The organism is Pseudogracilibacillus sp. SE30717A (genome assembly GCF_037071985.1).
GTDB lineage: Bacteria > Bacillota > Bacilli > Bacillales > Amphibacillaceae > Pseudogracilibacillus.
Window position 1 is genome coordinate 388967 of the sequence record NZ_JAXHDF010000001.1, and the last position, 14033, is coordinate 402999.

Below are 14033 nucleotides of genomic sequence, written 5' to 3' on the forward strand. Positions count from 1 at the left end.
TTTTGTATCGATAAAATGGCAATAATATACTACTGCACTACTTATAAAGGTAAATTCCTTATGTTTAAAAGTTTCTCAAAAATCTCACGATTGCAACATTTGTTTAAACTGTTTAAAAAATGTTCAAATCCTCCTATAATGGGGTAGTTAGTTTATAATTAGTCTTTTTGTTGCAAACTAACACGAACAGTTTTAGGAGGGAAATTGATTGAAAAAGAGGGGTATTTTACAAAGTTCTTTAGATAGAGTTGAGACAATTGGCAATAAATTACCACACCCCGTGACATTGTTTGCCATATTAGCGTTTATAGTCATCATATTGTCGGCAATAGTTTCTTCATTTGGAATTAATGTTGAACATCCTGGTAACAAAGGGGAAATTGTTCAGGTTCATAATTTATTAAATAAAGAAGGTATCCAATACATTTTTACATCGATTACTGAAAACTTTATTGGATTTGCTCCTTTAGGAATTGTACTAGTCACAATGCTTGGAATTGGTGTTGCTGAAAGTACAGGATTAATTAGTGCACTTTTACGAGGATTCGTTTTAAATATTCCCAAACGACTTATCACAGCTGGGCTTGTTTTTGCTGGAGTCATGTCCAGTGTCGCTTCTGATGCAGGGTATGTCGTATTACCACCATTAGGCGCTGTTATTTTTGCTGGGTTAGGAAGGCATCCACTTGCTGGACTAGCAGCAGCTTTTGCTGGTGTTTCGGGAGGATTTAGTGCCAATCTTATAATAACTTCTGTGGATCCTTTACTAGGTGGAATGACGATTGACGCCGCGAAAATTATTGATCCCGCATATGCAGCAACGATGAACGTTGCAATGAATTACTATTTTATTATTGTATCCGTATTCTTGCTTACATTGGTCGGGGCTTGGGTTACTGAAAAAATTGTCGAACCGAGACTTGGCGAATATAAAGGTATATATCGTGAAAAATTAGAGGGACTGCAGCCAATTGAAAAAAAGGGATTAATTTCTTCGGGAATATCCGTTGCAATCGTGCTCATTATCATTGCTTTATTTGTCTTACCGCCAAATGCGCCACTTCGTGGTGAAGGTGGAGCAATCATTCAATCTCCATTCATGGATGCTCTTGTGCCTATTATCGCTTTGTTATTTTTTGTCCCCGGCCTCGTCTATGGAAAAGTAACGAAGGAGATCAAAAACGATAAAGACGTTGCAGATCAATTAGCAAAAACGATGGCTACGATGGGTATGTTCATTGTATTAGCTTTCACGGCCGGACAATTTGTTGCCTTTTTTACTGAAAGTAATATGGGAATTGTGATCGGCGTATACGGAGCAAACTTTTTAGAAAAGATTCATTTAACCGGGATACCATTACTCATTGTTTTTATCGTCATTTCAGCATTTATCAATTTATTTATCGGTAGTGCTTCAGCAAAATGGGCGATGATGGCTCCTATTTTTGTACCTATAATGATGCAGCTAGGCTATTCCCCTGAAGTAACTCAAATGGCTTATCGTATCGCTGATTCATCGACAAATATTATTACTCCATTAATGACATATTTTGCTTTAATCATTGCCTTTGCACAAAAATATGATAAAAAAATGGGAATTGGTACATTAATATCTGTAATGCTTCCATATTCTATCTTCTTTTTAGTTTCATGGACTCTATTACTCGTTGTGTGGATCTTGTTTGGAATAGATCTTGGTCCAGGTTCACCGATCCATTATAAATAAGATGGATCAGACTTCATAAAGTACTCTAGTCAATTAAATGAATAGTATATCAGAGCGTTTCTGATAACGATGCTCAACTTTGTTAAATAAAAATTTTATCCAATTAAAAATCCGAACTACTCCAGCATAGTTCGGATTTTTTATGGTTACAAACTTTTTTTCCTTACAATATCAATTAGTCCTCTTTCACACGTTGGTCCGCTGCTCGGGCCCTTGCGATTGCTTCTTTATCATCGTCATCTACTAATTCATGAGAGAATTCTATATCAATATTTTCCGTTATTTGATTTTTAGGAGTTTGTGCAAAACGATTTCTTCCTTGCGGCTTATTATGTTCATCTCTTCCCAAGGTTAGCACCTCTTTTCTATTTTAATTTTGTTTAGCTTATGTAAATTGACTCGTTTTCATGTGAAAATCTAATTTCTTCATTGTTATTTTGAATTTTCCGAAATATAATAATAATAAATTAAACATTGTGGAGGGATTACATGAATATTCATAGCGATCAATCTACATCAATGATAAATAGGGCGAGAAGAAATACTTTAGGGGATTTATTAACAAGGACAGTTGCACGGTACCCTGAAAAAACAGCCCTTACATATAATAAAAGAAGTGTGACCTACCAACAGTTAGACGATTTGGTAAATCAAACTGCTCATGGTTTGATGGAAAGGGGAGTAAAAAAAGAAAATAAGTTCGTCGTTTTATCGAAAAACTGTTTAGACTTTGTCATCGTGAAATTTGCCCTTGCAAGAATAGGTGCAGTATTTATACCAATTAACTATATGCTAACAACAAGTGATATTGCATATATACTAAATCACGCAGAAGTCGATGGAATGTTTGCCGCAGAAGAATATGCTCCTACTTTAGATAAAGCATCTCAAAATTTATCCATTAAACATCACTACTTATTAGAGTCTGATACGAATTTGAAAGAGTGGTCGTCTCTTTCAACTTTACAACAAAATCAAAGTACTGAACCAGTGGAAGCAGATATTGCAGACGATGATCTCGCTCAAATTTTATATACAAGTGGTACTGAGTCTGCTCCCAAAGGGGTCATGTTATCCCATAAAAGTATTATAAATGAGTATATTAGTTGTATTATTGATGGGAAAATGAGTTCAGAAGATGTATTAGTTCATGCTTTGCCGTTTTATCATAGTGCCCAACTTCATGTATTTTTAGGTCCTAGTATTTATTTAGGTTCGAGTGGCATTATTCTGGATGAAGCAAATCCTTCCAAAATAATGGAAACTATTGAAAACCATCAAGCATCACAATTATTTGCACCACCAACGGTTTGGATCGCAATGCTTCATCACCCGGAATTCGACAATTTTCAATTGACATCTTTAAAAAAATGTTATTATGGAGCAGCAATTATGCCCCGGGAAATATTAAGGGAATTAGCAAAAAGATTGCCGAATTCTCGCTTTTGGAATTTCTACGGCCAAACAGAAGTTGCACCGCTCGCTACTGCTTTACAACCAGAGGATCAATTACGAAAACTTGGTTCAGCTGGAAAACCAACATTACATGTCGAAACGAAAATTGTTGATGAGAATGATATCGAAGTACCAAGAGGGGAAATTGGTGAAATAGTTCACCGTACTCCTCATGCGATGCTTGGTTATTTGAAAGAACCTGAAAAAACTGCTGAAGCTTATCAAAATGGCTGGTTCCATAGTGGGGATCTTGGTACGATGGATGAAGATGGATACATTACAATTATAGATCGTAAAAAAGATATTATAAATACTGGTGGGATAAATGTTTCAAGCCGCGAAGTTGAAGAAGTCATTTATCAAATGAAGGAAGTTGCAGAGGTCGCTGTCATCAGCATTCCGCATGATTATTGGATAGAAGCTATCACGGCGATTATTGTTTTAAAAGATAACAATTCTTTATCTGAACAAGCCGTACAAAATTACTGCAAACAGGAGTTGTCAGCCTTTAAGTCTCCAAAATTTGTTTATTTTACAGAGACGCTACCAAAGAATCCAAGCGGAAAAGTATTAAAAAAGGATTTACGTACCCTATACGAAGCAAAATAAGAAAGGTCCCATTCCTATGAAAGGAGTGGGACTCTTCATCTTAATTATGTTCGATCAATATGGATCGGTTCCCAAGTACTTAATCCACCTCTAACATTCGATAAATTCGTAAAACCCCTTCGCTTCAATCGTTTACATGCTTCATTTCCTTTTGCCCCTGTTTGACAAATGACGATTGTCTGTTTATCTTTTGATAATGTTTTTGCTTGTTTCCGAATTTCTCTTAGTGGAATATTTTTAAATCCATATATATGGAACTGGTCATATTTTGCTGGAGGGCGAACATCGATGAATTGAATCGATTCATCTTTTAGTTGTTTACGTAAATCGTTCGCTGTAATTTGATTTATTCCTCTGCCAGGTAATATTTTTATTAATACGAGCAGGGCAAAAATGATCGACACTAAAAATTTAATGACATCAAGAGACATCTTTCGTTCCTCCCTTTTTAATTACTCGTTCATTCATTTGTTTCAATAAATAATGTTAATACCTCCGCACCTTTATTGTCAACAGGGATAAATAGATGTGGCTTTGTTCCTTTGAAATAAGCCGTATCTCCCTCTTTCATCAAGTTCCTGCTTCCATTGTACAACAGTTCAATTGTTCCTTTTAAAATATATATAAACTCATCTTGTGAATGAGTATATGCATCTTCTCTAAGATTAATATTTTTCGGTGTGACATGAACAATCGTTGGTTCAACCCCAGTAAATCGGGAACGGTTAGCAAGTAACTCGTAGGAATACCCCATATGTTCATCACCGACTTTAGATTGGCGTTCGGATTTTGATAATAATACGAGATCTTGTTCCGAATTATCCTCTAATAACCACGAAAGCGGGACATCCAATACTTTTGATATTTTAGATAAAGTCGCTATCGCAGAAGAAGTTTGTCCGTTCTCAATTTTAGATAATAAACTTTTTGAAATATTACATTCATCCGCTATTTGTTGTTGGGTTTTTTTTTGACGTAAACGAAGCTGTTTAATTTTCTTCCCTAAATTATCAAGATTAATGCTATTTCACCCCTTCACACTCTCTAATCATTAATTTTATCATAAAAATCATCATGCATATAGTAAGTATGGTAACATCATTTAAAATGTATTTTTAAAATCATGCAACTATTTTAAAGTTACTTGCATCTATATAGTGAAGGGAAGGGGGAGAGCTGAATTTGCACCTTGTTAACCGAATCAAACAGATAGATGAAAAAGCAATAAATGACATAATGGAGCAATATGGAGATTATTTGTTACGGACTGCTGTTTTATTATTAAAAGACTATCAAGAAGCAGAAGAAGCTGTGCAAGATACATTCATAATAGCTTATCAAAAAATGGAACAGCTCGATGATCCTAAAAAATTAAAGAGTTGGCTTACTGCTATCATGATCAATCAATGTCGAGCTCGATTTAGAAAGTGGAGTTGGAAACATGTTTTTCCAAGTTTTGACATAATTAATAGTCAAAAAGATGATCTCAATCAAACTCATGATGACTTGTTAATTGGAGCGGATACAAAACAAAATATGGTTGATGCAATTCAACAATTAGACTATAAATATCGGGAAGTAATTACGTTATATTATTTCAATGAATATAAAATAACGGAAATTGCAGTACAACTTGACACGAAAGAAAACACAGTCAAATCTCGTTTAAAAAGGGGCCGGCTGTTATTGAAAGATCTTTTAAAGAAGAAGGAGGATGTGGGATGAACAAAGAGAGATCCAATTTAAAAGAGCAACTAAATAAAGAATTAAACCACCTTCATTTTTTAGGTCAGCAAAAAGTGCTCAACCACATTCATAACAAATCGTGGAAACAGCGGATAAAATTGTTTATGAATAAAGAAATTGAATTACCTATCTTACCTGTAAGTACCGTATTCCTATTACTTTTTTTATCTTTCGCCACTAAATCAATCATCTTGGATGATGGGCTTGGAAGAAACAAAGAAAAAATCCTTATTGAAGCCGGTGGAAATGTTTATTGGAAAGAAGAATTACTGAAGGTGGAATCAAAAGATGAAGAAAGTTAAATTAAAGGTTAAACATTTAATTTGGTTGTTTACCGGTATTATAACAATCTATTTATTAATAATCTTCCTAATTCAACCCCAAATTAGTTTATATGTGGCGAAAAAAAAGTGGGAAGAAGGTGACATTGCTGGTAAAGAACAAATGATCAACTTGATGAATGCTAATTTATTTACTTCACAAAAGTGGGAATTAATAACGGATTATATGCTAGACTACAGCCTCGCTAGTCAGTTTGACGTCATTGTTGGACCTTCTTTTTCTCAAGTAAGTGGTTTAAACAAAGAAAGTTCATTCACATGGGAAGAAAAGTTGCCTTTTCTAGAGCAATATGTAGAAAAGGGGCCGATCAATGGTTATTTAGTAACTGTTGCTAGTGAATTGGCTTATTATTATGAGAGAAGTGGAGATTATAATCGAGCTACTCAAGTTATTGAAGAGGCAATAGGGCGATTTTCGAATACAGAAAACTATTGGGATCAAAAAGAATTGCAACTAGAGCGGGCCAAAATGGAGGTCAATCGATCAAACTATGAAAAAGCAGAAAGCTTAATTGATGAAATGCTTGATTCCATTCAGCCAGATGAATATTACTTTCATGCAGAAATTGCCCAATTAAAAGTGAATACTCTTATAAAACAAGGGAAAATCCAAACAGCTTTAGAAGAGGTGGAAAGAGCTTTAAAGGAGTACGAAGAACAATGGACGAAAGATACTAACAATGATGTTCTTTCAGAATCTATTAACAATTCGGTTGTTTATGAGGAACTTTTAGTATTGGAACAAATGTTAAAGCAATCTCTTCAATTAAAAGAATTTGAGACTGGTAACGTAGAAGGACGAATTATCCGGAAAGATGGCACCCCCGTTGCAAATGTTGGAGTGTTCTTAAGAGCGGAAAGCGATGTAAACAGAAGCTTGTCGTGGAATGAACCATATAAAGTAATAACAGATGAAAATGGTTATTTTGAGTTTCCTACAGTTATCCCAGGAAGTTACCAAATTTTTCTAGGTTTTTCTTTTGATCAGATTGATGGGTGGACCTGGCCCGTTCAAATGGATGATTGGATTGATGTGACAGGTACAAAAAATATTACGTACGATATTACGCTCCATAAATTAATTAATATAAAATCCCCAACAAATCAAGAAGTTATAAATGATCAAATGGTTAATTTTGAATGGGAAGAGGTAGAAGATGCTGCATATTATGCGATTAATTTAGGCATAGAATTGGAATCAGCTTCTATAAGCACTGAATTTAAAAGTCAAATTAAAGAAAACAATATACAAGTGCCCATTGAAGATTTCTACGCCAAGACGGTAAGTATGATATTTCCGGAAGATAATTTAGAGGAAATACATTCTCAATCTTCCACTTTGTTGGCCTTTGCAAACACAGAAGGCATATTCTTTTGGTCGGTCGAAGCATACGATCAAAACGATAATCTTCTTTCAAGGAGTAACGGGTACCGTCTTAATGAAGATTCGATTGGTGAATTACCTTTTTTCTATTTAAAAGAACGAGAATTGACGGATGCTGATCAATTACTTTTGAATAACAAAATAGAAGAAGCACTTCATTCATATGAAGAGGCCTATAAATCAGACCAAAATGATATACACAGTTTACGCATGATATCCAGATTAATCGGACTGAAAGCAAAAGATGAAGCAATGGAACGTAAACTCGTTATGCCATTTTTAATTGACTTGGTCGATAAACATGCTGCTACTGCTGATGATGTGTGGAGGCTTGTTGAATATTATTATGATTTAGAAGATTGGCATTCATTTAACAACTATTTTGAACAGTATTCTACCATGTTAAATGGAGATATTTCCGAATATGATAAAGCATTATACGCAAAGTCGCTTATGAAACAGGGGGACATACAATCAGCTGAAACAGAATGGATAAAAGTGATGGAAATGGATAAAAGTAATCAGTTTATCGGAGATTTAATTGCAATTAATCTTTATTTGCACGAATCAATTCCTAAGGCACTAATACTTGCTGAAACGTACCCAGAAAGATCACATGGAGAAGAACAAAAAACTAATTGGATAACAATTCTTCGACAAATGCAAAACGAAGCAGCTCAAACAGAGGATTACACTGAGGGATTAAAAGATATACTTGCGTTATACATGATAGGTGAGAATAAGGAAGTAATGGAGCAACTTAATAAATCTGATCAACCAGCACTAAAAGACTTTATAAATGCGTTGCGGAAAATGAATTAATTTACAAATAAAATGTCAAAGAGAAATCTGGGTAGTTGTTTTTAATTCCCTCCAAGATTTCTCTTTTTCCGTATAAAAATATTGGTGGGTGATGGATACTACTTAATACTTTCCAAAAGTCCTAGCCAATAATTGTTCATTTTTAAAGTAAAATCTTGATTTACTGTGCTTTACTACGAAGTTTTTCATATTGGTGCTTAATAAAATAATAAATAATCTCCCGTTTTCTTTGCGGAATGGGCTCGACCTTTGTTTTTGCTTGTACTGACTGAAGACTTTTTTTCTTTTGGCCGATCTCATAGGCAAGTGATCTGCTTGGTAATTCCTTGTTTAACTTGTCTTGAATAAAGAAAGCAGCTTCTTGTATTTTATTCTCATCAATACCTGTTGATATACCTAAGCCGTGAAGTAAATATAACAAGTCATTTGTAGCAACATTTCCCGCAGCACCCGGTGCATAAGGGCATCCTCCAAGTCCACCAATGGAAGAATCAAAACGTCTTATTCCATAGTTCATTGATGTAACAATATTAGCTATCGCCATTCCTCTTGTATCATGAAAATGCATGATAATATCTTTATTAGGAAAGCGGTATAACACTTCTTCAAGTAAGGCCTCCACTTGAGAAGGAACTGCTGTCCCAATAGTATCACCAAGTGATAGATCATCCACACCCAACTCAAACAGTCGATCACACACACGCAAAACATCGTCTATTTTTATTTTTCCTTCAAATGGACAGTCAAAAACCGTGGAGATATATCCGGTAACACGTTTACCTTCCTGTTTTGCACTGGAGATTACTTTGTGTAATACGGGGTATGTTTCGTCGATAGACTTATTTATATTCTTTTTATTATGTGTTTCACTTGCCGACATGAAAACAGAAGCCATATCGATCCCCGCTTCTAGAGCGTATTCCAGACCTTTTTCATTTGGTACGAGTGCAGAATAAGTGACATCGGGATTACGTTTGATTTGCTTACCAACTTCTCGTGCATCTTTTAACGCAGGAACCCATTTAGGGTGTACAAAAGCAGAATATTCTATTTCCTTTACTCCTGATTCAGATAACATATTAATCCACTTAATTTTATCTTCGGTAGAAATCCATTCTCTTTCATTTTGCAAACCATCTCTTGGTCCTACTTCTTTAATTTGCACATATTGTGGCCACTGCATTTAATCCCCTCCTTAGGAACCGCTTTCAAGATATTTCCCTACATTAAACTTATGTTTCATACGATTCAACTTTGTTGAATTAACTATACATTAAAAAAACCCGGTTTGTCAACTCATGTTTTTCTCTTAACTAGTATGATGATTTCTCTTTCCTAGTGCAAATTACCTGTTTTTGTTAAAAACAACAAAATGTTTCAGTTTGTATAGTATACTAAAGTTATTCTGGTCAAAAAGGAGGGTTTTCATGTTAATGCATATAAATAATAACACTTTAGAAATTAGTATTGGAGACATCACGAAACAGTTTAAAGATGTTATTGTGAATGCCGCTAATGGAAGTCTATCAGGTGGCGGTGGGGTAGATGGTGCTATTCATAGAGCTGCTGGCCCTAAACTAATGAAGGCCTGCCAAACAATTCGTAATAAAGACTTAAATGGTGAACACCTTAAAACTGGTGAAGTTGTTATTACTAAAGGCTATAACTTACCGGCTAAATTTATTATTCATACAGTAGGTCCCATCTGGGATCCAAATTTAAAAGAATTACAGCAAAAACAATTAGCTAATTGTTACTGGAATGCTCTATCACTAGCTAAAAGTTTGCAATTAAAAAGCATTGCCTTTCCATCGATCTCAACAGGTGCATACGGTTTCCCAATTGAACTTGCATCATCAATTGCACTTAAAACGATTACTGACTTTTTAAATCAAAATAATTTTGGGAAGGTAATTATCACATTGTTTTCTAAAGAAGATTTACGAGTATATACAAATAAAATAACTTCTTTAAAAAATTGATAAACAGATGGAGGCGGTTAACTTGTTCCAATTACATGTAGATCATCAAATACATTTACGGATGTTAGCGGCACGCGATGCAGAAGCACTTTATAAAATAACTAACGAATCAAGACAGCATCTTAAAAAATGGTTGCCGTGGTTAAATGATATAAAATCTGATTCAGATTCAATGGCATTTATAAAAAACTCATTTCAAGTTTACAATAACCGGCAAGGCATCATTGCGGGTATTTTTTTTGAAGAAAATTTAGTTGGTGTAATCGGATTTAATACATTAGATTTTCGAAACAATATTGGATATATCGGTTATTGGTTAGCAGAATCATTCCAAGGAAAAGGTATTATGACAAAATCTGTAGAAGCGTTAATTTCTTATGGATTTCTAGAACTTTCTTTAAACCGAATTGATATTCGTGTAGCTAGTAAAAATACCCGAAGTCGAGCTATCGCCGAAAGATTAGGTTTTATTAATGAAGGAGTAATTCGCCAAGCTGAATGGTTATATGACCACTATGTTGATCATATTATATATGGTATGTTAAAAGAAGAGTGGAACCATAAAGATCAAAACAGCTAAGTTATTTATTTTCTATCTGTGGATAAGCACTTAATAGATTGCTTTAATTTTATCCACACGACTATTCACATACACACAATTAATACATACATATTGATTTTTTTTCGACATTTTTTACTATATAACGACAAGGAAACAATTGTTCCACAAAGTTATCCACTGTTTGTTAATAACTCGATAATTTTGTGAATAACTTTTCTAATAGGTATTAGTCAAATGTTGATATAATAAATTACTGTTTATTAATCGTAAGTATCATCCTTTCTGCAGGTAATATCTCTTCAACTTTCTTATAATACTATAAACCGATTGAGTGGGCTTGCTTGCCTTTATTTTATCCCAACATAATTTAGAAGTATTTATAACAAAAAAATGCTGCCCTTATGAGCAGCATTTCTTACTTTTGTTCACCAAGTTTTACATTCGTTTCAAATTGCTTACCATCTCGATAATAAACAATATTTACTTCATCACCAATTTTCAATTTCTGATACAGTTCTTTTCGTAAATCCAGAATGTTTAATACCTGCTCTCCATTAAATTCTGTAATAACATCTAATCGGTCAAGACCTGCTTGATCGGCAGGAGATAATGGCTCAACACTCCAGACATATACTCCACCTTCTATACCATCAGGTAACTTTAACGTATTTTTCCACTCGACTTTAGGTACTTCTTCTAGAGAATATATTTCAACTCCTAAATAAGGACGAGTAACTGTTCCAGTCTCTTCTAATTCTTTTATAATTGGTCTAGCTGTATCAATCGGAATTGCAAATCCAATCCCTTGAGCAATATTTTGACTTATTTTCATAGAGTTAATCCCTATTAATCGACCTTGAATATTAATTAAAGCTCCTCCACTATTACCAGGGTTAATCGCTGCATCCGTTTGAATAACTTCTGCTTGCCAATCCGGTCGTCCATCCTGATTAAAATCTTGAGGAATTGTACGTTGCTTACCACTAATAATTCCTTGCGTTACAGATCCTGCAAACATATGTCCAAGAGGATTTCCGATTGCAATTGCAGGTTCACCGACTTTTAGGTCTTCGGATGATCCCATATCAATCGTTGTTTTTATCTTATCATCTTTAACTCTTAAAACAGCGAGGTCAGTAAACAAATCACTTCCTAAAAGCTCTGCATCCAAGTTTGTGTCATCCTTCAAAACGACTTCAAGCATATCTGCTCCTTCTACAACATGGTGATTTGTCACAATATATGCATATCCACCTTCTTTTTTATAAATGACACCTGATCCTGTTCCAGCCTCACTGGCTTCCCCTTCTTGCCAGAAATCCGCCCGTCTTTGAATATTTGTCACTCCAACAACTGCTGAAGAAACTTTCTCGACTACATCCGTAATTTGGGTAGAAACATCTACATTGACATGCTCCCTTGCTACATTATCGTTCGTAACATCCCCATTTTCACTTTTATTGTCATTAACGACTGATTTATTCCCTGTAAAGTTTGGATAAACAACTACCATTAACAATGCACCGACAACAAGCCCAATAATGATAGGAACTAACCAACCCCCACCTTTTTTATTTGCTGGTTTATCATTATAATAACCCATAAAAACAACTCCTTTTTCCTGAGTTAAAATATGTAAAATATTCCCCATTATTATATCATTTAATCACCATTTTTATTTGTAAGAAAACTTTTATCCTACTTCATATAAACTTGTCGACGTTTCTGGATCCGTATCAAATAATTGGATATTTAGATCTCTTTCCTTCAATACTTGGTCAACTGACATTCTTGCTAACTCTTTCATGTTATTATCTTTACTCAAATGTGCTAAATATACTCGCTCCGTTTTATCACTAATAATTTCACTAAGAGCTAATCCACAATCTTCATTTGATACGTGACCAGAATCGCCTAAAATTCTCCGTTTCACATTCCAAGGATAATGCCCCATCTGTAACATACTGACATCATGGTTGGCTTCAAAAATATAGGCATTAGCTCCCTCCACAGTTTTTTTAATTTTATCAGAGACATAACCTAAATCGGTAACGAGCGAAACTTTTTTATCTCCGTTATAAAAGTTAAAAAACATCGGATCAGCTGCATCATGAGAAACTGAAAAAGATTCTACATCTATATCTCCAAGCGTCATTACACTGTTTGATTCAAAATGAAATCGTTGTTCAGTCGATATTTTTCCAATCTTTGACTCCATTGCTCTCCATGTTAAGTCATTCGCATAAATTGGCAGATTATACTTTCTAGCCAAAATGCCTAAGCCTTTAATATGGTCACTATGTTCATGCGTAACTAAAATTCCTGATAATTCTTTAGGGTCAGCGTTTATTTCATTAAACAGCTGATCCATCTTTTTTCCGCTTAATCCTACATCAACGAGAAGTTTCGTTTCATTTGATTCCAAATAAAATGCATTTCCTGTACTTCCCGAAGCAAGAACACTAAAGCGTAATGTCATTTTTCGATTCACCCCGATGTTTTCTCTAATCTTTCATTCAATTGATTCATCATTTTTTCTAAATTTCGATCCGTATCCAAAGAAGGAATTTGCACTTTTTCTAAGGCTGAATCAATTACTTGTTCTAAAAATTCCTGTTCATCCGTTGAAAAAGTAAATCCTTCAATCGCATTTACAAAATAATCTTTTTCATTATTTACATTCACTTTCCATATCGGTGCAAAAACTTGAACACCTGTTTCAAATGGTACCCTAGTATGAAATCCAATATTTACTTTCGATATGTTATCCCCTGATTTGAGTTCACTATCTTGATAGAGCGTTTCAATCGCACGGATCGGTTTAATTAACTTTTTCTTTTCTGCTATAGGTTCAGGATCCCCTAACATCGTTTGCGTATAAAAAGTAACCTCATTTTGATTATTTAAAAATAGGAGAACCAACCCGTTTTGATTATAATATACTGGCCGATCCATCTTATTTTGAAAAAAGATTAATACATTTAGTTCTTTATTCCAATTCCAATATGAATATTCTTCTGAGTAATACACCAATTCTTCAAAAATTTCATTTATTTCCTCTTTAGAAGCTTTTTCTTCTATTTTTATTGGTTCTTTAATAGACGACATTAAAAAGTATTTGTTAAAAAGATACGTATTTTGTAGTTCATTGAGTTTTAATGAAGAAAGTTCATCTTTATTAAACATTTTTTGTTGTACAGAAATAAACGCCTCTTCATACTCTTGTTCGGGTAAATTTTTAAATGTAATATCTTCTGCATTTAGACGTTCTTCAATCGTAGAAGTTTGCTGTTCAAGTATACCAATGTCTGCTTGGTCTTTTTTATCTAAAAATTGCATAAATAGATATACATCTAAAATTAGGAAACTGAGGATTAATAATGACTTTATTTGACCCCAATGCATT

Annotated in this window: 14 protein-coding genes; 7 read left to right on the plus strand and 7 right to left on the minus strand. The window is 34.2% G+C overall.

The window, feature by feature from the left end:
* Nucleotides 1–208 precede the first annotated feature (208 nt).
* Complete coding sequence (locus SPD48_RS01770; RefSeq protein ID WP_336256334.1) at nucleotides 209–1726, plus strand: AbgT family transporter; 1518 nt, start codon at nucleotides 209–211, stop codon at nucleotides 1724–1726.
* Nucleotides 1727–1901: 175 nt separating this feature from the next.
* On the opposite strand, the gene SPD48_RS01775 is transcribed toward SPD48_RS01770, so the two are convergent.
* Nucleotides 1902–2075: a YfhD family protein gene (locus SPD48_RS01775; protein WP_336256335.1), complete on the minus strand. Its 174-nt coding sequence runs from the start codon at nucleotides 2073–2075 to the stop codon at nucleotides 1902–1904.
* Between the two features lie 140 nt (nucleotides 2076–2215).
* On the opposite strand from SPD48_RS01775, the gene SPD48_RS01780 reads away from it, so the two are divergent.
* The gene (locus tag SPD48_RS01780) at nucleotides 2216–3790 is read left to right on the plus strand and encodes a fatty acyl-CoA synthetase (protein ID WP_336256336.1); all 1575 of its coding nucleotides are present in this window, start codon (nucleotides 2216–2218) and stop codon (nucleotides 3788–3790) included.
* A 44-nt stretch (nucleotides 3791–3834) separates the two neighbouring features.
* On the opposite strand, the gene SPD48_RS01785 is transcribed toward SPD48_RS01780, so the two are convergent.
* Complete coding sequence (locus tag SPD48_RS01785; RefSeq protein WP_336256337.1) at nucleotides 3835–4221, minus strand: rhodanese-like domain-containing protein; 387 nt, start codon at nucleotides 4219–4221, stop codon at nucleotides 3835–3837.
* 29 nt (nucleotides 4222–4250) lie between these two features.
* Complete coding sequence (locus SPD48_RS01790; RefSeq protein ID WP_336256518.1) at nucleotides 4251–4811, minus strand: helix-turn-helix domain-containing protein; 561 nt, start codon at nucleotides 4809–4811, stop codon at nucleotides 4251–4253.
* Between the two features lie 161 nt (nucleotides 4812–4972).
* Here SPD48_RS01790 and SPD48_RS01795 point away from each other — a divergent pair, with 161 nt between their 5' ends.
* The 3 genes from SPD48_RS01795 to SPD48_RS01805 are packed head-to-tail and all read left to right on the plus strand — an operon-like array spanning nucleotide 4973 to nucleotide 8083.
* On the plus strand, nucleotides 4973–5515 hold the full coding sequence (locus SPD48_RS01795) for an RNA polymerase sigma factor (protein WP_336256338.1): 543 nt from the start codon (nucleotides 4973–4975) through the stop codon (nucleotides 5513–5515).
* The gene (locus SPD48_RS01800) at nucleotides 5512–5838 is read left to right on the plus strand and encodes a hypothetical protein (protein ID WP_336256339.1); all 327 of its coding nucleotides are present in this window, start codon (nucleotides 5512–5514) and stop codon (nucleotides 5836–5838) included. Before SPD48_RS01795 ends, SPD48_RS01800 begins: the two co-directional genes overlap by 4 nt.
* Nucleotides 5825–8083 carry a carboxypeptidase-like regulatory domain-containing protein gene (locus tag SPD48_RS01805; protein ID WP_336256340.1) on the plus strand — a complete coding sequence of 753 codons (2259 nt, stop codon included), beginning with the start codon at nucleotides 5825–5827 and terminating at the stop codon, nucleotides 8081–8083. The genes SPD48_RS01800 and SPD48_RS01805 overlap by 14 nt, the downstream gene beginning before the upstream one ends.
* 160 nt (nucleotides 8084–8243) lie before the next feature.
* Here the strand turns inward: SPD48_RS01805 and SPD48_RS01810 are convergent, their stop codons facing one another.
* Nucleotides 8244–9266 (minus strand): hydroxymethylglutaryl-CoA lyase, encoded by a 1023-nt coding sequence (locus SPD48_RS01810; RefSeq protein ID WP_336256341.1) that lies wholly within the window; start codon nucleotides 9264–9266, stop codon nucleotides 8244–8246.
* Nucleotides 9267–9510: 244 nt separating this feature from the next.
* On the opposite strand from SPD48_RS01810, the gene SPD48_RS01815 reads away from it, so the two are divergent.
* Both SPD48_RS01815 and SPD48_RS01820 read left to right on the plus strand, forming a co-directional pair.
* Nucleotides 9511–10065 carry an O-acetyl-ADP-ribose deacetylase gene (locus tag SPD48_RS01815; protein ID WP_336256342.1) on the plus strand — a complete coding sequence of 185 codons (555 nt, stop codon included), beginning with the start codon at nucleotides 9511–9513 and terminating at the stop codon, nucleotides 10063–10065.
* Between the two features lie 22 nt (nucleotides 10066–10087).
* Nucleotides 10088–10645 carry a GNAT family N-acetyltransferase gene (locus tag SPD48_RS01820; protein ID WP_336256343.1) on the plus strand — a complete coding sequence of 186 codons (558 nt, stop codon included), beginning with the start codon at nucleotides 10088–10090 and terminating at the stop codon, nucleotides 10643–10645.
* Between the two features lie 397 nt (nucleotides 10646–11042).
* Here the strand turns inward: SPD48_RS01820 and SPD48_RS01825 are convergent, their stop codons facing one another.
* The 3 genes from SPD48_RS01825 to SPD48_RS01835 form a co-directional block, all read right to left on the minus strand.
* Complete coding sequence (locus SPD48_RS01825) at nucleotides 11043–12230, minus strand: S1C family serine protease (protein WP_336256344.1); 1188 nt, start codon at nucleotides 12228–12230, stop codon at nucleotides 11043–11045.
* 90 nt (nucleotides 12231–12320) lie between these two features.
* Nucleotides 12321–13106: an MBL fold metallo-hydrolase gene (locus SPD48_RS01830; RefSeq protein ID WP_336256345.1), complete on the minus strand. Its 786-nt coding sequence runs from the start codon at nucleotides 13104–13106 to the stop codon at nucleotides 12321–12323.
* Between the two features lie 8 nt (nucleotides 13107–13114).
* A complete protein-coding gene (locus SPD48_RS01835) occupies nucleotides 13115–14032 on the minus strand; it encodes a two-component system regulatory protein YycI (RefSeq protein ID WP_336256346.1) in 918 nt (305 codons plus the stop codon).
* Between the last annotated feature and the right edge of the window lies 1 nt (nucleotide 14033).